Annotated in this window: 21 protein-coding genes and 1 pseudogene; 17 read left to right on the top strand and 5 right to left on the bottom strand. The window is 47.2% G+C overall.

Going from position 1 to position 23,200, the window contains the following annotated elements; translation table 11 throughout:
* The first annotated feature begins 9 nt into the window (after positions 1-9).
* The 5 genes from AC4EYZ_RS24335 to AC4EYZ_RS24315 all read left to right on the top strand — a co-directional run bounded on the left by AC4EYZ_RS24335 (position 10) and on the right by AC4EYZ_RS24315 (position 4,459).
* On the top strand, positions 10-1,203 hold the full coding sequence (locus AC4EYZ_RS24335) for a glycosyltransferase family 9 protein (protein WP_022523384.1): 1,194 nt from the start codon (positions 10-12) through the stop codon (positions 1,201-1,203).
* Between the two features lie 74 nt (positions 1,204-1,277).
* Entirely contained in the window at positions 1,278-1,655 is a 378-nt protein-coding gene (locus AC4EYZ_RS24330; protein WP_022523383.1) for a diacylglycerol kinase, read from the top strand.
* Positions 1,637-2,323, top strand: coding sequence for a phosphatase PAP2 family protein (locus tag AC4EYZ_RS24325; RefSeq protein ID WP_022523382.1), 687 nt, complete (start codon positions 1,637-1,639; stop codon positions 2,321-2,323). Before AC4EYZ_RS24330 ends, AC4EYZ_RS24325 begins: the two co-directional genes overlap by 19 nt.
* Before the next feature lie 24 nt (positions 2,324-2,347).
* The gene (locus AC4EYZ_RS24320) at positions 2,348-4,015 is read left to right on the top strand and encodes a phosphoethanolamine transferase (protein WP_022523381.1); all 1,668 of its coding nucleotides are present in this window, start codon (positions 2,348-2,350) and stop codon (positions 4,013-4,015) included.
* A 75-nt stretch (positions 4,016-4,090) separates the two neighbouring features.
* The gene (locus AC4EYZ_RS24315; protein ID WP_027959652.1) at positions 4,091-4,459 is read left to right on the top strand and encodes a hypothetical protein; all 369 of its coding nucleotides are present in this window, start codon (positions 4,091-4,093) and stop codon (positions 4,457-4,459) included.
* A gap of 201 nt (positions 4,460-4,660) precedes the next feature.
* On the opposite strand, the gene AC4EYZ_RS24310 is transcribed toward AC4EYZ_RS24315, so the two are convergent.
* A complete protein-coding gene (locus AC4EYZ_RS24310; RefSeq protein ID WP_022523379.1) occupies positions 4,661-4,822 on the bottom strand; it encodes a type I restriction-modification system subunit M N-terminal domain-containing protein in 162 nt (53 codons plus the stop codon).
* A 146-nt stretch (positions 4,823-4,968) separates the two neighbouring features.
* Between AC4EYZ_RS24310 and AC4EYZ_RS24305 the strand changes: the two genes are divergently transcribed.
* From AC4EYZ_RS24305 to AC4EYZ_RS24295, 3 genes are all read left to right on the top strand, one after another.
* Positions 4,969-5,748, top strand: coding sequence for a transporter substrate-binding domain-containing protein (locus tag AC4EYZ_RS24305; RefSeq protein WP_022523378.1), 780 nt, complete (start codon positions 4,969-4,971; stop codon positions 5,746-5,748).
* Positions 5,749-5,940: 192 nt separating this feature from the next.
* Positions 5,941-6,789: a hypothetical protein gene (locus tag AC4EYZ_RS24300; protein WP_022523377.1), complete on the top strand. Its 849-nt coding sequence runs from the start codon at positions 5,941-5,943 to the stop codon at positions 6,787-6,789.
* Between the two features lie 962 nt (positions 6,790-7,751).
* A complete protein-coding gene (locus tag AC4EYZ_RS24295; RefSeq protein ID WP_022523374.1) occupies positions 7,752-8,525 on the top strand; it encodes a hypothetical protein in 774 nt (257 codons plus the stop codon).
* Positions 8,526-8,529: 4 nt separating this feature from the next.
* Here AC4EYZ_RS24295 and AC4EYZ_RS24290 read toward each other — a convergent pair whose 3' ends face one another.
* Positions 8,530-8,739, bottom strand: a complete 210-nt coding sequence (locus tag AC4EYZ_RS24290; protein ID WP_022523373.1) for a helix-turn-helix transcriptional regulator — start codon at positions 8,737-8,739, stop codon at positions 8,530-8,532.
* A 547-nt stretch (positions 8,740-9,286) separates the two neighbouring features.
* Here AC4EYZ_RS24290 and AC4EYZ_RS24285 point away from each other — a divergent pair.
* Positions 9,287-9,439: pseudogene (locus AC4EYZ_RS24285) on the top strand (IS3 family transposase); the annotation flags it as partial.
* A gap of 252 nt (positions 9,440-9,691) precedes the next feature.
* Positions 9,692-11,311, top strand: a complete 1,620-nt coding sequence (locus AC4EYZ_RS24280) for a YfjI family protein (protein WP_022523372.1) — start codon at positions 9,692-9,694, stop codon at positions 11,309-11,311.
* A gap of 104 nt (positions 11,312-11,415) precedes the next feature.
* Here AC4EYZ_RS24280 and AC4EYZ_RS24275 read toward each other — a convergent pair whose 3' ends face one another.
* The 3 genes from AC4EYZ_RS24275 to AC4EYZ_RS24265 all read right to left on the bottom strand — a co-directional run bounded on the left by AC4EYZ_RS24275 (position 11,416) and on the right by AC4EYZ_RS24265 (position 14,497).
* The gene (locus tag AC4EYZ_RS24275; RefSeq protein WP_022523371.1) at positions 11,416-12,120 is read right to left on the bottom strand and encodes a YagK/YfjJ domain-containing protein; all 705 of its coding nucleotides are present in this window, start codon (positions 12,118-12,120) and stop codon (positions 11,416-11,418) included.
* Between the two features lie 653 nt (positions 12,121-12,773).
* On the bottom strand, positions 12,774-14,051 hold the full coding sequence (locus AC4EYZ_RS24270; RefSeq protein ID WP_053857051.1) for a Y-family DNA polymerase: 1,278 nt from the start codon (positions 14,049-14,051) through the stop codon (positions 12,774-12,776).
* Positions 14,048-14,497 carry a LexA family protein gene (locus AC4EYZ_RS24265; protein ID WP_022523369.1) on the bottom strand — a complete coding sequence of 150 codons (450 nt, stop codon included), beginning with the start codon at positions 14,495-14,497 and terminating at the stop codon, positions 14,048-14,050. The genes AC4EYZ_RS24270 and AC4EYZ_RS24265 overlap by 4 nt, the downstream gene beginning before the upstream one ends.
* 155 nt (positions 14,498-14,652) lie before the next feature.
* Between AC4EYZ_RS24265 and AC4EYZ_RS24260 the strand changes: the two genes are divergently transcribed.
* The 7 genes from AC4EYZ_RS24260 to AC4EYZ_RS24230 all read left to right on the top strand — a co-directional run bounded on the left by AC4EYZ_RS24260 (position 14,653) and on the right by AC4EYZ_RS24230 (position 23,190).
* Entirely contained in the window at positions 14,653-14,994 is a 342-nt protein-coding gene (locus AC4EYZ_RS24260; RefSeq protein WP_022523368.1) for a hypothetical protein, read from the top strand.
* A gap of 93 nt (positions 14,995-15,087) precedes the next feature.
* The gene (locus tag AC4EYZ_RS24255; protein ID WP_022523367.1) at positions 15,088-16,056 is read left to right on the top strand and encodes a DUF932 domain-containing protein; all 969 of its coding nucleotides are present in this window, start codon (positions 15,088-15,090) and stop codon (positions 16,054-16,056) included.
* A 121-nt stretch (positions 16,057-16,177) separates the two neighbouring features.
* Complete coding sequence (locus tag AC4EYZ_RS24250; RefSeq protein ID WP_022523366.1) at positions 16,178-16,348, top strand: hypothetical protein; 171 nt, start codon at positions 16,178-16,180, stop codon at positions 16,346-16,348.
* Positions 16,349-16,370: 22 nt separating this feature from the next.
* Entirely contained in the window at positions 16,371-17,126 is a 756-nt protein-coding gene (locus tag AC4EYZ_RS24245; RefSeq protein ID WP_089690922.1) for an ERF family protein, read from the top strand.
* A 39-nt stretch (positions 17,127-17,165) separates the two neighbouring features.
* Positions 17,166-17,777, top strand: a complete 612-nt coding sequence (locus AC4EYZ_RS24240; RefSeq protein ID WP_022523363.1) for a lambda exonuclease family protein — start codon at positions 17,166-17,168, stop codon at positions 17,775-17,777.
* A 338-nt stretch (positions 17,778-18,115) separates the two neighbouring features.
* Positions 18,116-18,328, top strand: a complete 213-nt coding sequence (locus tag AC4EYZ_RS24235) for a JAB domain-containing protein (RefSeq protein WP_238326124.1) — start codon at positions 18,116-18,118, stop codon at positions 18,326-18,328.
* 287 nt (positions 18,329-18,615) lie between these two features.
* A complete protein-coding gene (locus AC4EYZ_RS24230) occupies positions 18,616-23,190 on the top strand; it encodes an AAA family ATPase (RefSeq protein WP_022523362.1) in 4,575 nt (1,524 codons plus the stop codon).
* The last annotated feature ends 10 nt before the right edge of the window (positions 23,191-23,200 follow it).

The raw sequence follows: 23,200 nt of genomic DNA, 5'->3' as shown, positions 1-23,200 counted from the left end.
CGCCATAACATGCAATTACTAACACTTATTAGAACAAACTATTATTTAAAAATAATGGCCCGTTTTTTAGAAAAAAGAATGAAGCAATATTTACTGGGAGGCATACGGTATATCCTCAAAGCACCTACACCAGAAACCATTGACAGCCTTGTGGGCGTAGAAAAAATTCTCATTATTCGCCCCAATTTTCGTCTAGGCAACGCGCTAATTAGTACCCCTGTCATCGATGCTTTTCGTGAACGTTTTCCTTCCGCGCGCATAGACTATTTAGCGACTGATAAAACATGGCCACTGTTGCAACAACGACCTGTTGATTATTTCTTTTTACTGTCGAGAAGCGCCATTCTTCGACCTTGGCAGTGTGTGACATTATTACGACGTCTACGAGCACAACGCTATGACCTGGCGGTACAAGTGAGTGGAGGATCAACGAGCGGTTTTATAGTGACCCGGTTAATAGGGGCACGGTACACCATGGGTTCAGGTAAAGGTCACCAGCGCTGGTACAGCATTGAGGCGGAAGGTACGTCATCACATGCCTACGATGCCATCGTTAACTTAACACGTCCGCTCGGTGTTGCTTGCCGTAACCGGCCATTGCTCCAGATAACAGAGCAGGAACGCTATCAGGCAATAACGAAAATACAACAGCTAGCCAGCCTTCATAGCGAACAACCACCAGATACAAATTTTATTGCGATCTTCGTAGGCGGGCATCAAAACAAGCGTTGGCCGTTGGAATTTTGGTTAATGCTTATCGATGCCATGGAAGCCCGTAAAATACGCTATATTGTATTTCTTGGACCGGAGGAGTTTAGGCTTCTAGCACCTATTGAGAAGCGTTTGAAGTCATCACTTTATGGCAGCTTATGCTCACCGCTTCCTATCCGCCACTTTGCCGCGGTTTTGGAACGTGCGCGGTTACTCGTGACGCCAGACTCTGGGCCTATGCACTTAGCGGCAGCACTCGATGTCGCCACCATTTCCCTGGTACGCCAAAAAAAATCACTCGCTTTCGTACCACGAGAAGCCTATGACACTATTCTGTGGCACCCAGAAATCAGCACGGTAATAGAAGCCATACGCACTAATCTTAACGGACAAAACGCAACGGATCCCGTTCAATCGGCCTCGGCAACAAATCAACCAACACAGTGGGTAACACCACCACCCAGCGCTGCCCCTTTGCATTCTAGCCACTGAATTAAAGCGCATAACTGTTCGTTAAGTTTTGCACTTTATAGTGACCCTACTGTTACGTTATCGAGAGTACTGTCTTGCCTATTTCAACGACGTCAAAACCCAATGGCACGGGTTTCAAACGCATCTTCCGCGCTTCTATGAATGCAGTATCGGGTTTAAAAGCTTGCTGGATAAATGAGTCTGCCTTTAGACAAGAGGTGATGCTATGCCTCGTCCTCTACCCTTTTTTATTTTTTGTTAATGCCACTTCAGTGGAAAAAGCATTGCTGTTTTCTTCACTCACCCTTGTAGTGATAGTGGAGCTCATTAACTCCGCCATCGAAAGCACCATTGACCGTATTGGACTAGAACATAACGAACTTAGCGGGCGTGCTAAAGACATGGGGGCTGCCGCCGTCATGATGACCATTTTTATGATGATGGGTGTGTGGCTATGCGTGCTGCTCTACTAAATTCTTTCAAACCCGTAGCATCCGCCTGGCTTTTATTTATAATCGCCATGTCAGCCTTCAGCACTCTAAACATAGATTTTACGATAACGGACTTTATATATCGCCTTCAGGGTAATGCTTGGGCATGGAAAAACACCTTAATTACCCAAGATATTCTTCACAAAGGCGGTAAATGGCTAAGCTTGGCGATGGGTTTAGCCACACTCCTCCTATTAATACTAAGCACCGTGGTTACTCGTCTTAAAGCGTATCGCACGCCGCTTTTATATCTTTTTTCCGCAACGCTTCTTTCAGCGCTACTTGTAGCAACGATTAAACACCTAGTGAGCATGGAATGCCCTTGGGATTTAGTTCGCTATGGTGGGGCACGCGACTTTATTGGCTTGCTCAGCATACGGCCTTCCTCAATGCCAGCGTCCGCCTGCTTTCCCGCCGGGCATGCCAGCGCAGGGTATACCTGGATAGCCCTCTACTTCTTTTTTGCCGCCATACGGCCCCACTGGCGATGGGCAGGGCTTGCACTGGGCTTAGGGCTTGGCCTTACGTTTGGGATCACTCAACAGTTCCGCGGGGCGCACTTTCTCTCCCATGACCTCTGGACCGTCATGATTTGTTGGACCGTAAGCTTTGTCCTTTCAAGATTCTTATTACCCCCCAGCGTTCATTAATCTTTTCATATAGAGAGCCTTTCAATGCCCCCTTTGCTGTCATTGCCTTCAAAAATTGTAGGCACCGCTTGGCATTATCGCCCCACATTAAGTACGGAGCAGCTTGTCTTATGGGGTGTTGTCATATTCAGTGTTTTTTACAATGTCTCTTTTTGGCAACAAGCCTTTGCTGGCTATGACCCTCTTGCCGTCCAGACGTGGCTAACCTTTGCCAATATGTTTTTGGTGATGACCTGCCTTAACTATTTGATCTTCGTGAGCCTTGCTTTTCGAACGCTGGTAAAACCTTTATTAACCTTGCTGTTTCTGATTGCCGCCTTTGTCAGTTACTTTACCAGTTACTACGGCACCTATTTTGACACCTCCATGCTAGACAATGTGCTTCAAACGGACACTAACGAAGCACAGGAACTTCTCACCGCTGGTTTACTGATTCATTTGGCAATCTTTTTTGGCTTGCCTACCGTCATGATTTGGCGCGTTAAAATCACACCGTCAACCTGGAAGAAGGCAGTGTTGCGTCGCTTAGCTTATTGCCTTGCCAGCACTGCTATATTGCTGTTAGCAATTTTCTTATCTTACCAAGAAGTGTCGTCACTCATGCGCAACAATAAAGAGCTACGCTACTTGGTGACCCCAGGTAATTATATTGTTTCGATGGCGCAGGCCCTTTCGAGCCAACACGCTTCCGCGAATACGGTGCGTTCCCCGGTGGGTGAGGACGCCAGTATCAGTTCACAAGCGGGTGACAAACCCAAACTGCTCGTCATCGTGGTGGGCGAAACGGTACGGGCGGCGAATTGGGGGTTAAATGGTTATGAACGCCAAACCACACCCAAACTTGCCCAGCAGCCTGACGTTATCAATTTTTCTGATGTTTCCTCATGCGGTACAAGCACAGCGGTCTCATTACCCTGCATGTTTTCATTACCAGGGCGTGCCGATTACGCTAAATCGTATGCTCAGCAATATGAATCCTTGCTGGACGTATTAGCCCACGCCGGGTTAGAGGTCACCTGGCTTGATAACCAGTCAGGCTGTAAAGGTGTCTGCGACGGAGTGACGACAGAAGCGCTCTCGCCAGAGAAGTATGCTTCTTTGTGTCAAGATGGGCGATGCTTGGATGAAGCACTGGTTCAAGCCTTGACCACGCAAATTAGCGGTACCTCAGTTGATCAGGTTGTTGTGCTGCATCAGCTAGGCAACCACGGCCCCAGCTATTACCAACGCTACCCTGATGACTACGAACGTTTTGTTCCCGCTTGCACCACCGCTGATTTAGCCAAGTGCTCAAGAGACGACATTACCAACAGCTACGACAATGCCATTCTGTATACCGACACTGTGTTGGATCAGGTGATTGAGATGTTAAAGCGTCAGGAAGACTACGCAACTGCGATGATCTATCTCTCTGATCATGGTGAATCACTGGGCGAAAAGGGGCTTTATTTGCACGGCATTCCCTACGCCATTGCCCCCGACGAACAGACTCATGTGCCTATGGTTTGGTGGCTTTCCAACTCATTTTCAAAGCAGCGAAGACTCGATACGGAGTGCTTACGCCTAGTCTCTGATCAAGCCGCTTCCCACGATAACTTATTTCACAGCGTGCTGGGATTGCTTGGCGTAGCAACGGACGTATATCAGCAGGCAGAAGATATTAGCCAAACGTGCCGGAGCCTCGCCAATTAATGAATGCTTAAGTGATCGTTAAGTATTGCATGTCAAGCTGTTCTCCATTCTGCTCAATTATTCTGGTGTATGCACATGGTTTTATCGCTACTATTGGACTCCAACCAAGGTTTTTGGAGACGGCTGCTACCCAAAAAAAAGGCAACAGCAGGAAGCTTGGTAGGCGGTGTCGATACCTCTATTCTTTTTGCTAAATGGCTTTCCTTTAGAGCCAGCGTTGTTTTAATTACTTTACTAGCGACTCTGCTGTGGCTAACCGGTATTGAAAACATCGAGATCATCATCGGCGTATTAAGTGTAACGTCAAATGGAATATCACAGTTATTTGAACGCTATTTTTCTGTCAGTGTATTGAAAATGGTTGAAAATGATTTGACAGATACGCTAGACGCATTGGGAATTGCAGGAGTTGGAACCTTAATAATTTTATATTTATTAGGGTAGCGCACCTAATAAGTACCCTCAACGCCAACTCCATAAAATAATCATCCTTGGTAGTCCAGTATAAGGCCTGGAGGTGTCTACGAAACCTGGGGCGATTTATCAGGCTAAAGGGTGAAGCATTGAAAAATGGCTGATTGGCTGCGCGCAGCAACAGCTTCTCACGCACCGCCTCGGGCTTATTCTGGTGGTCCTCAGCGGCTTTTAGTACCTCGGCTTTGGTAGGCCCAGCACGCATTCCAGGCGGCGCAGCAGCGTGAACGGCAGAATGATGCGGCCATACTGGGACTGCTTGAAATCACCGCGTAGAAGGTCAGCGACCGACCAGATAAAAGCAGCAAGCTGTGAGTGATTTTCCGTTTTCACGGATGCTTCCCCATATTTGATGACAATAAATGGCCACTATCATACACATCTGTGCCTCCAACCGAGTACTTGCATGCTAAGTAGACCCTTCACAGGCAGCGTGGTAGCTTTAAAAAAAACTTATATAAAAAGAAGAGGAAAGCATCATGTCTCAATTGAAACTAGGGGTTGCTACGGCACTAACATCATTAATGTTCGCGCTTCCCGCCTATTCCGACTCCGCCTTACGGCTAGCTGTTGATGTTCCTTTCGAGCCCTTTCAGTACCGCCTTCCCGACGGTTCTCTAACGGGGTTTGAGGTTGAGCTAGGGGAAGAGGTATGTCGGCGTATAGAACGTGAGTGTGAATGGGTCGAGCAAAGTTGGGATGGCATTATCCCAGGCCTGCTAGCACGCAAATATGACGCTATCGTCTCCTCAATGGCGATTACCGATGCACGCCGTGAACAGGTGCTCTTCTCTGAACCTTACTACAGCAACCCGAGTGTGTGGGTGACCCAGGTAGGCAAGGAAATCGATACTGAAGACCGTACCACTCTTGCAGGGCTATCAGTGGGCGTACAGCGCGGCACTATTCGTGATGCTTATATCACCGACACCTACGGTGACCTGGTGGACGTGCGCCGCTATGCGACTGGCGAAGATCTAGCGGTAGACATTCAGTCGGGGCGCCTCGACGCGGCGTTTATGTATTACCCGTTAGCACTGTCGTCTCTGCAAGTTGACCAGGAAGGCAGTGGCGTTGTTACCAGTTCAGCTTTGATTCGTGACCCCAAAAGCTATTTCGGCCATGGTGTCGCAGCAGCTTTCCACCCACGCAATGAAGCGTTAGCCGAACAGTTCAATGAAGCACTAAGTGAAATCAAGGAAGACGGCACCTACGACAAGCTAATGAATAAATATGTCGACTACGACATCAAAATCTAACGTTGCAATTCATTGTCAGCTTTGTTGCAGATAGATGGGGCATCTTTATTAGTGCTAATTTTCAAGGAGCAAAAAGTTGGCGATGGCCCCCTTTTAAGGGCTTTTCGGATTTATCTTTCTCAGTCACAGTTACAAAGAGATTCGATGCAAAGGCTCGCGTCTTTTGGATCTGGGTATACTTTGGTTTAAATCATGACAAAAGACAAAGTCAAAATCGATATTCTTGGCTCCCTATTTCCCTTCATTCCACCAGTTTCCGAACTTATAGGGTGGTTGGGCGGCCCCAAGGAATTACATACACAGCTTTACTGGATGCAGAAAGAAAATCAGCAGCACAAACCAGACTTAAAAACCCTTAGAAAGGCCTGTCAGGTTGGTGTGACACCGCGCTCTGCGGCAACGATCAAGGCAAACATTTATGAAGCTGCAGAGGGCATGGGGTTTAATGAGCTCATCGAGGGGATCACTCCAGTTGAACCTCTCGTCAATGGCACCAATGGGGCTAAATGGAGTGCTCAAGCTAGTGGCTTCCTCAATGGTATCAACCGTCACCAGACAGAGAAGCTAAAACTCCCCCGAACCTTCGCATTTTTGGAGAAGCGAGCCCAAGCAGAGAGCCAAATGATGCTGGCACTCCAGAATGATGCGCCCAATGAAAAGCGGCTAGCTCTCTTACACATAGCCTTCTGCGAAGCCTGCCAACACTACACCCTCCTCTCCCCACAACAAATCCAGGCTTATGGCATTGTCATCATTGACGCCAATCTGACAGGGCATTCCAGAACGCTCAAGCAAGTAGCAGAAGCACTCAAATGCTCCTTTAATCTTCGGGTGGATTTCTACCACCAACTGCTGACTAACTTCATGGCTGATATGTTGCCACTTAGAAAATCACTGAGACTGTCAGCCAGCCTGGATGATGCCTTGGTCAACCACGGCGCTATGGGCCGAATGTTGCCACTGATGAGGCAAGGCAAGCTGATCACTCCTACTGAAAGGCTGTACGCTTACTGGCGAAGGGCTTTTTTGGATGCTGGATAAAAGCCAGTGACGAACAGTGCAATGGCCCTTCACATGCCTTTACCAGCCATACCGAAAACACGTGTTAAACAGTCCCCGTCCACTGAGAGTTCTGCAGATACACTTCAAAAAATTACAGACGCAGCCAATGACTCACGCCTGTCTCTTTGGAAGCAGTGGCGGAGAGGTGCTATTCCAAAATCTGAGCACCTTACAATTTTTCTTGAATCCCTAAGCAGTGAGGCTTATGACGCATTTCTACCATTTGTTATGACCCGCGTAGCAACCGCATGGACGAAATGGATTGAGTACGAATGTGCCAAACTGCAAGGTCTCATGCAGCAGGCTCCGTCCCTCGCTGAGCTAATAGACATGGAATGGTTAGTGAATAAATTTTCAGAGTACCCAAAATACTGGGAGCATATGGCCCAGCTGACCACTGACCAACCTGAGCCATAGAACTATTTACTTCTTCCCCTGATTCCGTGGGGCGCTGCGTGTACTTGCGCTGCTAGCTCTTGCGCTGAAGGAATCCTTCGGTACAGTGCCCCCGTTTGATTTCGCTGTGTGGCTCTGGATTCGTGAGGCAGCAGCCGAAGTCATGGGTGTCTTACTTTTTGACATGGTCATCATCTCCGTAGGTTAGTTACTCAGGAGCGGCAATTCGGTTTACTCGCACCTGGCAGTACGATGATGGCACCCTGCTTGGTTGTATTGCAGGGTAGTCGCTGTGGGAATTTTCAGATGTGAGGCTACTCAGCTTTAAACTAGCGACTTCAAATAGCCCCTCTTTTTACGCTAGGCACAATTGAAGGCTTTGCTCCGGCTCCAGCACTGGCAATACTCACGTTCTACATCGCCTCGTCATCATGGTTGCAGCGTTTTGCTGTTGGTAATCACCTAATTGCTGAATGTCACATTGATCTTCAGGCTTTTGCATGGCCATATATAAAGATTCTGTACAACTGAGTATCTAATCTCCCATGAAATACCCACTGAGTACTTTTAACTCCATCCCCGAATCAAAACATCCTGGCTTCATGATGGATGTTGATGACTTTTATTATGTGAAGTCGAAAATGTCATTGTACCATCACATTGAAGAGGCCAAGACTTTTCTACATATTTCCTACTCCTCCGGCAATTATTACGATAAAGACAAGCCTGAAGAGAAACAGATATCAGCCTTTTTAGAAGAGTACCAAACATTTTACCAGGCATTAAAAGGCGGTCTAAATGCAGAATCCTGCGAAGAGCTTATAAATAGGCAACTTGGTGCCAACTTCCAAAGCAGCAAACTACAGAAAACTTTTTCCGAAGCAATGACCTGGATTCTATGCTCTGACCTGCTTTTCCAGAGTGGATATAAGGAAAATGCATGGGCTGCGCTCATCGAATACAAAAAATTTGAGCTTAAAATCGAGCTAGACCTTGATGAGGAGGAAAAGCTTTCTAAGTCCAACAGTAACCGTACTGCCGGAAAGCGTAGTTATCATGACCGTCAATATCTAAAGCCTTATTTTAAGGAGCTATTAGTATCTCAGGTGCCTAAGAATGGCTGGCAAGCCATGAAGAATGCCGCCAGCAAACTAGCGCCGCTCATATTTAAGCGGCACATAAGCAGTGGATCCGACGTTGATCCTGATACAACAGAAGCTGATGTTGAAACTTGGCTAACCACCTGGTTAAAAAATGATAAGCAATGTAGAGAGCTATATTTTGCTCACCGCCAGAAAAAGCCTTCAACAAAGATATAACCACTTACACACGACGCTGCATAAGCCATTGGTTAACTTCACTTTCGTACCATCCCACTGCCGATTTTCCCAGTTTGAAAGGCCTTGGGAATGTAGGATCGTAGTAAGGTGAATCCGGGTTTATTTTTTCGTAAATACCAGAACGGCTAATACCAAGTTTTGGCGCTAACTGCTTCATACGTAGAACAGTGATTGGTGTTTCGATATTACTCATGATCTTGCTCCTTGTGAGTTGATATCGACAGTGTAGATCCGCCCACCACCACCAGTCTCGCTATGGAAATAATTGGCTTTTATGCAAAATAACACAATAAAATCAGCTATGTAAAAAAATACTGAGGCTTTAGCTGTGAAATTTTTTAAAAAAAAATGACTGTTAATATGCCTTCAATCTGGGGCATTCCATTGCTTCAAAATTAGGATCCCGCTTGTCATATGGGGTGGTAAATCACATAAGTCGCTATCTAGCGAAGTAAACTTTTGGCTACACCCCTGCTATGAAAGGTTCGGTTTACACAGCCCCTTGGGCCGTTTTATCACCTCGGGTAATAAGCGAATCCATTAGGACAGGTTTAGGGGGCGATGCACTTAAGATGGCCTTTTGCGCCGTAAAATGCTTAAAAATGTGATAATGCATTCGTATTTTTAGTCAGTACTTCTCCACGTATTATCAATTTCTTCAGACCAAGTATAAGTTTAAGCTGAGCATGAGCTCCATATAAAACTTTAATAATAGTGCCTGTTCCAAAAGTTTATTTCATAGCCTCAAGGCTGAAGTAATTCATGCTGAACGTTTTGATACGAATGAGATGCGAAGACAGATATTTGAATACGTTGAACTGGAAGACAAAAAGCAACGTCGGCACAGTGAGATTGAACAGATTAGCCCAGTGGTTTTTTTTAAGCACGAATGATCGCTTAAATTATTGTTCTCTTTTGCTGGGTAAGCTCAGTTACTGATGGACGGCAGTATGCTTTGGTTACCAATAGCTAATTTTTTTCAAGGTAATAACTACCGTTGATAAATATTTTTCTATAAAAATATGTCCAATAAAGTCCAATGTTGTTTAATCGCAAAAGTCGTTAAAAAAACGTCTTGATAAAGCCTACATCGTTGCTAATACTGCAAACCTTCGCAGGTTTAGCAACGATTAAGGAATATCGACATGTATACTGATGAGCATCAGGCACACCACAATATCACCAACGCTACTACCACCGGCGAGTGGCCTAAATTTAAAGAGCACTCAATTTATGAGTCTATCGTCAACGAAGTTTCTAGTTCTTTAGAAATTGACGATGGAATGGCGCGAGCAATTTTCCTCTCTTCTATGGCAACAGTTGTACAGAATATAGTTGATATAGAAAAGCCCAATAAGCACCTAATGCCCACCTCCATTTTTGTAGTCGTTACAGGAGAGTCTGGCTGTGGTAAAACACCCCTACTTAAAGCAGCATTTGAACCGATAGAACAGTTTCAGTCCCTAAAAATGAAAGAGCATTATGAGGCGATTAAGGTCTATAATCTTAAAAAATCGAACTACGACATCGCCTATAAGGAACTAGAAAAAATTTATCGACTCGCTATTAAAGAAGGAAAACCAACGATTGACATCGAGTTGCATCAATTGGAGCTAGTCAAAAATAAACCAAAACCTCCTAATCAGCCTAGATTTATATATGAAGACATCACACCTTCTGCGTTGTCTTATAACTTATATAAGAATGTTCCATTTGGCTGCTTGGCCTCAAGTGAGGCTGACGGCGTATTTAATGGTAAAGTTATGCAAGACATTACTAACCTTAACAGCATTTGGAGTGGATCTCCGATTATTGTAGACCGAAAGACGTCAGAGGATGTTTATGTCGAACACCCTCGATGCTCATTATCTTTAATGCTACAACCTGAAAGAATGCAAAATTTCTTGAATAACCGTGGTAAGGAGGCAAAGAGCAACGGATTTCTTGCCCGACTAATCTTTATGCAAGCAGAATCTACGGTTGGAAATAGAACGAGGGACACTACTCCACCGGATGGGGCCACTGTAGCTCGTTATTCTCAAAGATGCAAAGAACTACTAGAATCGTCCTTTGATGCGCTTGAGGAAGGCAATAAAAAATACATCGTGAAATTTAGCCCTTCTGCCAAGTCCCACTGGAAGCAGTTAAATTTAAAGGTCGAGCATGAAATGCTTAAGCACCGAAAATACTGTAATGCGCTGGATCACGCTAATAAACTCATGGATAATGTCTCACGTATTGCTGCCATTTTGCATACATTTGAAGGCCTTGAGGGAGATATCAAAACTAGCACCCTTGACTATGCTTTCCGGCTTTGTGAACAATTCTCTAACCACTACTTGCAATTTATTGCTGGCACACCAGAAATAGTTATTCTCGCCAATCAGCTTGCCAGAGACATCCGAAGACTTAGTGACTTACAAGGAGACACTTACACATTTACAAACTCTCTTATTGCTCAGCGTGGCCACAACACTTTGCGCAGCAAGTCTAAAAGGAGTGCAGCATTGGATTTTTTAGAGAAAATGGGGCATTTAATCTACTCTTATGACTCTAAAATTTTATTCAAGGAAACAATCATCCACCCTCATGAACCTGAGTTAAAAAATGGTCTTGATTACTACATTGAAGAACTTACTTTATATCGGGATCAAGAGTTAAAAACCGGTTATGACTTTCGTCCAGAATATAAGCTGAAGGAGATTCCTTCCATACCCATAATGCCCTATGCATATGAAGTAGTTAAGCCTACATCACATCGTTAAATCGATCACCCCATTGGGGGAGACCGAACGACCTAGCTCAAAGTCGTTCGGTCTCCATCAACTTTTATTAGTTGAACCTTATTTACCTAACCTCACCTGCTTTATTAATGCCGGCTTCCATCAAAACAACGAAACCCTTGCTTGATAGGCTTCGAGTAAGCTTTACACATGTAGCTAGCTCCATAAAAGACTTCTGCAAAAGCAGCTTGGTCATTTTGATAGAAATTCCACAGGTACTTCTTTTCGGTAACACTATCGGTGGCTACATTAACTAGGCCTCCCATGTCTTCTAATGGCCAAGCTATCGCGCTTGACCAAGCTCGTACGATTCGGTGGTAGAGGTTGTCACGATCAAAACCTCCACCATGACTTTTGCCAAAGTAGCCAAGACCTTTATAGGCCTCTCCATTTAAAAGCAGCAAAACGTGGTAATGATGATGAATACTGCTTACCTGCTCGCGACACCACGTGTAGCGCATTTTGTGGGGATACTTAGTGTTTGCAACATCTAGCTCCCAAAGCAAATGACTAATAAATGAAGTAGCACATGCATTGTCGCAGCCTGAATAGCCCATATACCCTTCCGCAGGAAAAAGTAAATCGATGCGGACTGCAAATATACGAGGGCAGTCCTGTCGTGCTTGATTCATTACTCGAAGCAATATTTCTAGATAGTTTTCGATCAAAGGACCTTCATGAGTAAGCACACGCATATCTTGGTAACGACATTCCCAAAATAGCTTTAGAGCTGGATTATCAGGATGGCGTTTACGATTACGTTGGCCTACGTTCGGTAAAGTAGTGTTCATCTTCAAACTCCTAACACTCACGCACAGAAATACCCACGGCTTTGATACCGTGTCATTACCCGTAGCAAAAGTGTAAACATTGGATTGATAAAAACGCTGAAGTGATAACCCGTTAGCAAACGCGGTTATCTCGGCGTAATAGGAAATGCTCTAGCAGGCACCTGTGAGCATCATGCGATCGTCACCTTATCGCTTTAGCGTTGTAGAGCTGGGTTCTACATGGCTAACCGTTAAGTGTGTTACAAGCACGACTTGCTTAGCGGTAAATGTCACTTGGATTCTTTGCCATGAGGATATGAGTATGGCTTATCGTGACTTTACGGCTATTGTCTTGAAGAAAGGTCGTCGGCTTGTAGGTCTCCTCCATGGGTACTATTTTTAACCCTTCAAAGGAGCATAATACTATTACCGTCATTTAAATCGGATAGATGCCATGAGTATCAAATGACCAAACCCGCGTGGTAAGCGGGCTGCTGACAGGCCATGATTTCTTCATAAGCTCTCTCTTAAATAAAAATAATTCCATTTTTTTCAATAAGAAAACTTAAAGCCTATTAGGCTCGGCATCTGCTCAGATAATCATACCTGTCAGTATTTTCTTCCTTAAATGACACTTTCCTTAGCATTACCAGCTCCATTAAAACGTGTCAGAACTACTTAACGACCAGAAGCTCGTTCCATTGTGTGGTGTAACGAGGTGTGCGCCGCTCGCTGCGTAAAACCCAGGCGTTATCTTTCCGTGGTAAGCCCATCTGTATCGCCCCTTTTCCGAGTTCCCGATTAAGCTTATCCATCGTCGCCATCAGGCGTTCGCTGCGCTTAGCTTCTTCATCAGTTTGCGGGGTTTCGGTGAGAGTGAGCTGCCGGTTGGCCTTAGGGGATAGGTCAAGCAGTATTAGACCGGCTTTATGATAGGCATATCCCTTGCGCCAGAGTCGCCGGAGCCCCTTTACTCCAGCGGCGATAATCTCCCTGCTGTCATCGGTAGGCCGTTCCAGGGTTATCATCACGCGTTGATGGTATTGCGGTAAATCGGTTCGAAACGGGTTGGTGCGGATAAATACCATGACGGCACTGGTCACGCTGTGCTGCTTGCGCAGCTTTTCACCCGCCCTGGCGGCATGGTGTCGTAACGCTTCCCGTAGCTGATGGGGGTCGTTGGTGAGTCGTCCAAACGAACGGGAGACCATAATCTGCTGTTTGGGCTGGCTCATGTCGTCTAGCTGAATGGAGGATTGGCCCCGCAACTCCCACACAATGCGCTCTTGCACCACGCTAAAATGCCGCCGGATATGTTTCGGGTCAGCTTCACGTAGATCCCAGGCAGTCTCAATACCCATGACGCGTAACCGCTTGCCGGTGCGGCGTGCAACGCCCCATAGGTCAGTCACCGGCAACTGCTTCAACAACGCCTTGGTAGACGGGCTCTCAGCCAGTAACTTGCACACGCCTTGATCTTTATAAGCGGGGTGCTTTTTAGCGGCACGGTTCGCGACCTTGGCGAGCACTCGCGTTGGCGCAAATCCCACCGACACCGGAATGCCCGTCCACTTCTTCACTGTATCTCGCAGTGCTTGGCCCCGTTGTTCCAGCGTATCTTCATCAAAGCCCTGAAACCCTACAAAGCTCTCATCAATCGAGTACACCTCCACATGGGGTGAAAATTCGCCCAGCACCTCGGTCACCCGCTGGGACATATCGCCATAAAGCGCATAATTGCTGGATAACAGCACGGCTTGGCGACGTACGTCTGGCGTTAACAGGTGCATAGCAGCCCCCATCTCCACGCCCAGCGCCTTTAACTCATTAGAGCGTGCGACGACACAACCATCGTTATTGGATAGCACTCCTACAGGACGGCCTTCCAGTGACGGGTTAAATACCCGCTCACAGGAGACGTAGAAGTTATTGCAGTCAATCAGCGCCATCATTGCAGCGTTGCCCCGGGGAAGCTGTGAAGCACATGGGTCACGACACCCCAAACGTGGGATTCGCGACCATCAATAGGAATGGGGGGATACGCGGGGTTACTGGCCCGAAGGTAGGTGCGCTGGCCCACTCGCTCCAAGCGTTTTACCGTAAGCTCACCGTCCACGCAGATAACGATGATGCGACCTGGCAGCGCTTCCAGACTGCGATCAACCACCAGTAGGTCGCCATGGTGAATACCGTCGCCCAGCATGGAATCGCCCTCCGACCTGACAAAGTAGGTTGCTGCCGGTCGTTTCACCACGTACTGGTGCAAATCCAGGTCGGCATCCAGGTGGTCATCCGCCGGTGACGGAAACCCAGCGCGTACGGCACTGGAGTAAAGCGGTAACGGTAATGATGAGGCCGCGGCATCTGCCCGGCCCAACAGTGAAACGTTCAATGACATAATAGACTCCCTCTTTTACTGTACTTATGAACAGTATCAGTAAAGAGTCTTATCGAAGCAACCACTCAAAGGTCAAAGCCAAAAAATTACAGATCTATATCACCCCTATGAATCCTGCACACGGGATCACTTTGACGCCTATAGGAGTGTTGTTTATGTCCCCGCCTTGCCTCTACTGTGCAGCCGCTTGCACGCTTAACCTTGAAACCGCCCAACGCATCGGCACGGTGTGCAGCCGCCTAGTGGGCGGAGCCATTGGTGCGTGGCGGGCATCCTATACCCCAACGTCCCCTTTATCGGATGCCTCCTCCCGCTTTCCGTTAGCCAAACTGACCGCTGCCGTGATGGGGGCTTTTTCCGGCAGTCAAGCAGGCTCGCGTGCCGCAGAATTGTTTTTCACGCAGAAGCTACCGCTCGGTGAAGGAACGCCCTGGCTGTGCGTATCGTGCGGTCATAGCTTCCGGCAATTAACCCCTCCCTTCAGCACATCGCACTAATGCGTATCCACAAAGCGACATACCCCTTACTTTCCAACCATGAAGCGCTGGCGATTAACGTCAGCGCTTTTTTTATTGCTAGGAGTTTTCATCATGGCCCATCTCGTTGAACAAATGGCCTACGTTGGCGCTACCCCCTGGCACGGCCTGGGGCAACAGCTATCCCGTCAACAACCGCTAGAGGTCTGGCAGCAACAGGCCGGTATGAACTGGCACATTGAAGAAGCCCCGGTGCGTTTTATTGCGGAGGGTGCCAGCCACTTGGGCAGTATTCACTCGTTTCCCGAGCAAAAAGTGCTCTACCGCTCGGATACCAAAGCGCCACTATCGGTCGTATCCCAGCGTTATAAGGTGGTGCAGCCCGAAGAAATTCTGGAGTTTTACCGCGATCTGACGGAATACGCCGGGTATGAACTGGAAACCGCTGGCGTCCTGAAAGGCGGTCGTAAGTTCTGGGCCTTGGCGCGCAGCGGCTTAAGCACCTCACTGAAAGGCCAGGATGAGGTCAACGACTACCTGCTATTGGCAACGTCCTGTGATGGCACGCTAGCCACCATGGCGACACCCACCACGGTGCGAGTGGTGTGCAACAATACGCTGCAGATCGCCGTCGATGGAACGTCGCAGGCGGTGAAGGTACCCCATCGGTCAGAGTTCGACCCCCGTGCGGTAAAAAGCCAGCTGGGTATTTCTGTTTCCCAGTGGAATGACTTCATGTACCGCATGAAGGCGTTAGCGGAACGTAAGATCGATCACCGCGAGGCGCAACAGTATTTTCAGTCGGTGCTCTGCGGTATCGATAAGCCGATAGACGACCCCTCCAAGCTGCCCAATTACCGGGCCCTCAATAAGGTGCAGAAGCTCTACCACGGCGAAGGCCGCGGTTCCCACCTCGACACGGCCAAAGACACTGCGTGGGGCTTGCTCAATGCCGTTACCGAGTACGTGGATCACGACAAGCGTGCGCGTAGCAACGATACCCGCCTGGATTCCGCGTGGTTTGGTCAAGGGGCGCAGCTGAAGCAAGAGGCGCTAAAAACGGCCCTTGCGATGGTGAGCTGACATGCTGTTTCTCATCATTTTACTGCTAATTTTCTTAGTTTTTGTCTTACCCCTCATTGGATAGCGCGATAAGCCCAGCCCCTACCAGGCTGGGCTTATCGCTTTTTACGTGGAGAACACCATGGCCTCTCTTAGCCCCGATTTAGATATCGCATTAACCCAACTGACGGAACGACTGCTTACCCAGGATCAAACCTATGCCGAGACCTACGTGATGGCAAAGGGCCAGCTATATCGCACCGAGCTGCACCTATGCCTCGTCCCTCCCAGCGAGCTTCCCGCCGACCTTTAACCCCTATTGAAGGAGCCTTGTCATGGCCACCAAAACTAATGTGGTAAATCACGAGACGTCTGCATCCTCTTTACAAGCAGTTCCTGCAGCACCCACCCCGCATCTCGCTGAGAGCACGGCCATTATCCAAGTGATTGAGCGCGCGGCACTCAACCCGGACGTCGATATCGACAAAATGGAGCGCTTGCTACAGATGCAGGAACGGGTGATGGATCGCCAGTCCATGATGGCTTATAGCGCGGCCATGGCAGCGATGCAGACCGAACTCCCTAGCATTGAGGAGCGCGGGCAGGCTAACAACGGCTGTTACGCCACCTTGGAGGATATCGTCGATACCGTTCGCCCCATTATGCAGAAACACGGCTTTGCGGTGAGCTTTCGTATTCAGACCCAGGAACGCGGTATTCAGATCACCGGTGTTCTGATGCACAAGGATGGCCATCGCGAAGAGACTAGCATGCTGCTCCCCGCTGATATAAGCGGTAATAAAAACGCCGTACAGGCGTTTGGCTCTTCTACCAGCTATGGGAAACGCTACGTGCTCTGCGCCCTACTCAATATCACTACACGGGGCCAGGACGATAACGGCAAGACCAGTACCAAAGCGAGCATCAAGCTAGTCACGCCCTTTCAGGCGGGACAGATCCAGCGGCTAATCAGTCAATGCCCAGCGACAACCCAGGAGTGGTTCAGCGGCAAATACGGGGCAGCCGTAAAAGTGCCCCAGGCCGATTTCGACAAGCTACGTGCCTCACTCACCAAGCGAGCCGTGAAATAACGGCTCAATCTGACTACTCATCGTCTAAAAGAGGCGTGTATGCAGATACTCTCCATGCCACAAGGCTCTCCGGAGTGGCTGGCGGCGCGTCTTGGGCGCATCACCATGTCAGAACTCAAGACATTGCTGGTAAACGGCAAAGGCCCCGGTGGGTTGGGTATCGGAGCCATTACCTATATGCACCAGTTGATCGGTGAGCGGATAACCGGCGAGCTGGCCGAGCCATTTCTAGGCAATGCCCATACCCGTCGTGGGCATACGCTGGAAGGCATTGCCCGTGCGCTCTACTGCGATACCACTGGTGAACCCAAGCCACACGAAGTGGGTATCATCCTTAACCACAGCGTGGGGTACTCACCCGACAGCCTAGTAGGCGCTAATGGCTTGCTAGAAATCAAAACCAAGTTGCCCAAATATCAGATAGAAGTGCTGCTCAGTGGTCAGATACCCGAAGAGCACATACCGCAGTGCCAAGGCGGGCTGTGGGTCAGCGAACGGGAATGGATCGACTTTGTGAGCTACTGGCCGGGCATGCCGCTGTTTATCAAACGTGCCTACCGCGACGAGATTATGATTCGCAGCATTGCTGAGCGGGTCGAGGCCTTTCATGAAGAAATGGATCAGCGTATGAATCAAGTGATGGCAGCGTAACGCAACTCATACCTCAAAATTCAAAAAAGCTATCTAACAACATAGATGCCGGGGTCCCCACTCCGGCACCTTTATTTTTTGGCAACGTTCACATATAGCAATCGAAAGGTGTGGAAGAAGCTAATACTTATCAAGTCACTCTTTCATTTACAGAAACCAATATCATCACCATAGTCAAGCCATTCGCACAACGTATGCTCGTTAAGGTCCGAAAGATCACATAGCACTTCCAGACGCTGAAGCAATTGCAGTTATTGCTACAAAATTATGAGTATAAATTGTTTAGCTTACTTTTCTCCACAGCCAGTACCGCGTCATTCATTTCGAAGGTTTCTTCAATGGGACCATTGCCAAAGCCAGCGTTCAACCCTGGAGTCTTCAAATCAGCTCTCATCTACGACGCTGCTGCCGTCATCTTGGTGCATAACCATTCAAGCGGTGATCCCGAGCCAAGTGATTCAGATAACCCTGTCACTCAGCGGCCATTGAACCCTGGATCTAATGGTTATTCGAGAGGTAGATCAGGTGGTGGTTGGGAGCAATGGATATAAGTCATGTGCAGAGATGGGATATTTATACATATGTAACTAACGAGTAGGAGCTTCCGTCGTTGTCAACTTTAATGGAAGGGGCATTTTTATGGTAAAAACAGTTACCGACCAATTAGAAGTAGGTCTTGATGATCATCTTATTACAGTGTAACAAGGGCACTTGTGTCGTTTGAATTTCACTAGAACAATATATTACCACTTTAGTATACAATCCGAACGATAAGACAAGCATGTCGCTAGCTACCCTTCAGCACGTGGGTAAGTAACATTACAGAAGGTGTAAATAATTGAGTAAAGCAGGGATACAGTCCAATCGAGGTGATGGTTACCAAACTTTAGTTGCTTTCAATTGGGCTTTGTTCGTTTTAAAAGATCCTGATTATCAATGGCTTGAAGTCGATTCAGTTTCGTGGTCTGTGGACGACATTGTAGTTGGCAAAGCCGATGGCACCATAATTTGTTGTCAGTGTAAAAAAAACCAAACGTTACATAGAGCCTGGTCCTTCGCTGATCTCACCAGCGAGTTGCGTAAGGCAATTGACTTGCTGTCCAATAACTCGAAAGCTTTCGTACGTTTCTATTCGCGTAGTAATTTTGGTGAGCTCGCGGCATTACGCGAACAAAGCACCAACTTTGCCGATGAACCAACCTATCACACAAACCTAGGAGAGGCGCATAGAAAGATAGATTCACAGCTTGATCAGCTGCTTTCCGAGCAGTTGTCAAGCTTGTCAACCTATCAATTCCTTCAACGTACGAAATTCGAGGTTAGTCCAGAGCTGGACCAAATGAAGTTATTACTGATCGAACGCTTACGCCAATTGGTAAGCAACCATTCAGTGGCCTACGATTCATTATGGGTAAGTCTTGATAACCTCGGCATGCGCGAGAATAACTACGACCAAAGTGGCGCTCCACTACATCAACTAACAAAAGAAGATCTGAAGGTACTATTAACAAATACAGGCTCTATATTGAGCTCCCCTATGGATGTAGTTGAAATACGTGCTTTATTCCAAAGTACTTCTGCCATTGGTCGTTCATGGCGCAGAGACATTGGCAATGAGTATGTGTCTAGCCCATCGGTCAACGAACTCATCAAGGCAATAGAAGACAAATATTGTTCTATACTGCTGACCGGTTCGCCTGGATCAGGTAAGACCTGCGTGATGCTAGCTGTGCAGGATGCACTAGAGCAAATTGCACAAACTCGCTCTGACTTGCTGCCACTGTTCATTCAAGCGCGTGAATTTGCTGACACAGCTACTGAGCAGGACCGCCAAGCACATGGCTTACCAGAGCATTGGGTAGAAAAAGCGGCACGCATGTCGGAAGATGCACATGTAGTAGTGATGATCGACTCTCTTGATGTACTCTCCATCGCCCGTGAGCACAGTGCAATTACATACTTTTTGGCGCAGATTGATCGTCTTCTGCTACTTCCCAATATCACTGTAGTTACTGCTTGTCGCGATTTTGATAGGCATTACGATCGGCGAATTGCCCAGCGCGATTGGGACAAAGAAGTCACTTGCCAGCCATTAGATTGGTGCACTGAGATAGCTCCGCTGCTTGGCAAACTTGGAATTGACGTATCAACAACTGATGCAACCACACGCGATTTAATTTGTAACCCGAGAGAATTGGCGCTGTTCGCGGAATTGGCACAGCAAAGAGGTTCCTTCAACATAGTGACTAGCCAAGAGTTGGCGCAGCGTTATCTTGCGATTATAGTCCAGGGTAATAGCGCATTAGGCGATGAAGCTATGCGAGCCATTGAAAACATTGCTGCTGAAATGCTTAAATTACGCAGCCTTACGGTGCCATCCCAACGGTTTACTGCATCTCAAGATATCAGACGCACGCTCCTCAGTAATAAGGTTTTACATCAGGCTGAAAATGGACAACTTACTTTCGGACATCAAACCCTACTGGATGTCTTAGTAACGAGCGGTGCAGTTCGCCAAGCTGAGACTTTGAGTGAGTTCATTCAACGTTTATCGCCAGTCCCTTTTGTGCGTCCAAGCATTCGAAGCTATGTCATGCAGTTGGTATCCGGCGATCGTCGCGAATACCGCAAGCAACTGCGTACTGTTTTGACTGGCAAGCATGCCTTCCATCTTCGCCGCTTGGTGGTAGAAACCTTTGCTGAACTCCCTCCATGCGATGACGACTGGCCGTTAATACGAGATCTACGCACTCAAAACCATGAAATATTTCAGGTGATTTATACTCAGGGGAAGCATACGGAATGGCATTTCTTCTGGATGAAGCATCTAGTGCCTATATTAAGAGATGATTGCGATGCTGATGGACTAATGATACATGCGCACAGAGTGTCACAATGGAAGAATGATGACCCCGCTGGAGTTTCCGCCTACTGGGCTGAGGTACTGTCACTAGAAAGTGTCGATAAAAGCCAGTTGATTAGTTCTATGGCACGTGGCATCGCGCAAGTTGATGAATACCATTTGGGTTTGTATGTGCCACTGCTTGTTGAACTTATTAAGTTACCTAGACCGCAGTACAGTTTTCTCGGACATGCCTTAGCTTATGGCGTAAAAAAAGGTGGCTTGGACGATGCTATCTTATGGCAGTATATCGTAGATGAAATTAGCGATGAGGATGTGCTTTCCTACAATTTAGAAAACAAACTACATTGTCAGCCGCATGAATTTGGCAGTCGTAATGACAAGTTTCTCGCAACACGAATGAAGGAATCGACGAGATTACTCGATTTAGCTCTTACAACTATTGAAAAATGGAGTGAAATTAAAAGGTCACGTTATGGTTATGCCCCGTTATCCTATAGGAGTTTTTTTCTTCAAGATACCTCATATGCCGACGTGCATTCACAGAACGAGATTCATCACATAGATAGCAAAAGGGTTTTGCTGGACGCAGTTGAAACTGCCATTGTGCATCACGCAGCCACTCAATCAACCTGGTGGCAAAACAATAGAAAACGCCTGTGCTTCAGTGAAGAAGGTTCGCTGCGCTATTTCGCAATTCTCGCGTGTATAACAACACCAACCGCAAACATAGACATTATTAGCAGCATATTGTGTGAAAAAACATTGCTTGAGTCTGACCTGTCTTATGAAGTTGGCACATTGATACAAAAAACTTTTTTGCAGCTGGAGGCAACAACACAAAACTTAATACTATCTACAATTTTAACACTTCATGAGCAAACTACTGATGAGCCAAGTCATCGTGTTTGGATACTGAGTAAGCAAGCGCAACTGATTTTAACCATTCCATGCCACTATCGTTCTCCTAATGCGCAAGCCGTTTTGGATGAGTGCGAAAAGGAGCTAGGGCCGATAGTCCGCCAACCGCATATTGGTCACTATAGCGGTATAGTTCATGCCCCCTTTTCTTTCGAAGTTTTTCTTGAGACAAGTGATGATGGAGTAATATGTCTCCTGGATCACTACAGTGGACATAAAAAAGACTCTTATGATGACGTCCTGACGGGCGGTGAACGAGAAGTAGGTGAGCAACTGCGCGAAGCAGCTTCGCGCCAACCTTCTCGGTTCATTAATCTTCTGTCAGCGAATTGGGAAAGGGTCGAGGAACATTTTCGCGATAACCTCATGGAAGGAGTTGCCACTTATTTGGCGTACCGCCATGGCAACTTAAATACAAATAATAATTGGTCACCCAAAGAAGAGCCTGATGCCCCAACACTGGCACAGCAAGTGCTTGATGAGTTGATAAGTCACCCGAATCATTGGCATCACAACCGCGCCGCTTCTGAAGCGATAAAAAGCTGCTCATATGTAGTTAAACAGGCTCGGGATGTTGAGAGGCTTGTATCTTTAGCTGTTGGTTTCTCAACATTACAGGAGGAGAGCTCTGTATCTGGAGATTCAGATGATTTGCTTACAATCGGCCTCAATATGGCCCGAGGTAAAGTAGCTGAAGCCCTAATTATCGTGGCTAACCAGCTTGATACGGAGGCCCTACCATGGCCAGAGCTACTCGCGAATACGCTACACCTATTTGTAAGAGATGAGAATTCTGCAATTCGCGCTCTGATTCTAATGCGAATGCCCTACTTGCAGAGCAATCATCCTGAACTAGGCTGGGAGATGTTTGATATAGCCATGCGAGAAGGAGGCACTGGACTATGGGCAGTTGCTGAGCCATGTTTGTATTATGCCTACCGTAAAAAATTTGAGATCGTCACCTCGTGGCTAGAATTCATTTATTGTGAAGGCCGCGGTAAGGATCTAAAGGTATGGGGCCGAATTTCTGCGTTGGCAGCTTTCACAAAACAACTAGACTTTGCTATCTTTCTCGAAGATATCAAAAGAGTGAAATCCGTAGAAGCATGGCTTGGTGCAGCGAGCGTATGGAGCCATGTGGGCAATATGCATAAACATAGAAAAGAGTGCCTCGCTGGCTTAGAGGCTGGCTTGAATGAAGAAGCCCCATATGCACTTGCAGTCGCACGCAAACTCCGCAGTCTGTTTCGGGAAATAACGCCGCTGATCGTTGTCCCTCTTGAATTGATACAGCGTTGCCTCTCTTTACTTGAAACCGAAGCTGATTCTTCGCGAAGAGACTTATTTGGCTTCGATGCTTGGTTAAATGCTACTTCGCTTCGAGAACCAATGTATGCATTAGAAGTTACTGAAGTTTACTTTGGTTATATTCGACGCTCAGCAATCCAAGTATATGATCACGAAGACAATCTAACTCAATTACTAACTCGCTTATTCGCTCAGGCCGAAGAATTGGAAGAGGCAGACGACGGAGCCATGCTCAAGCGAGTAGTAGCCATACAAGACGAGCTGTTAGCACTGGGTGTCAATGGCATGAATGAGTGGCTTGAGGCTGCAGAACGACCATAGGCTATGTATA

The sequence above is a fragment of the Vreelandella sp. 162(4c) genome, from assembly GCF_058152265.1.
This window is presented reverse-complemented; position numbering and strand designations above follow the sequence as displayed.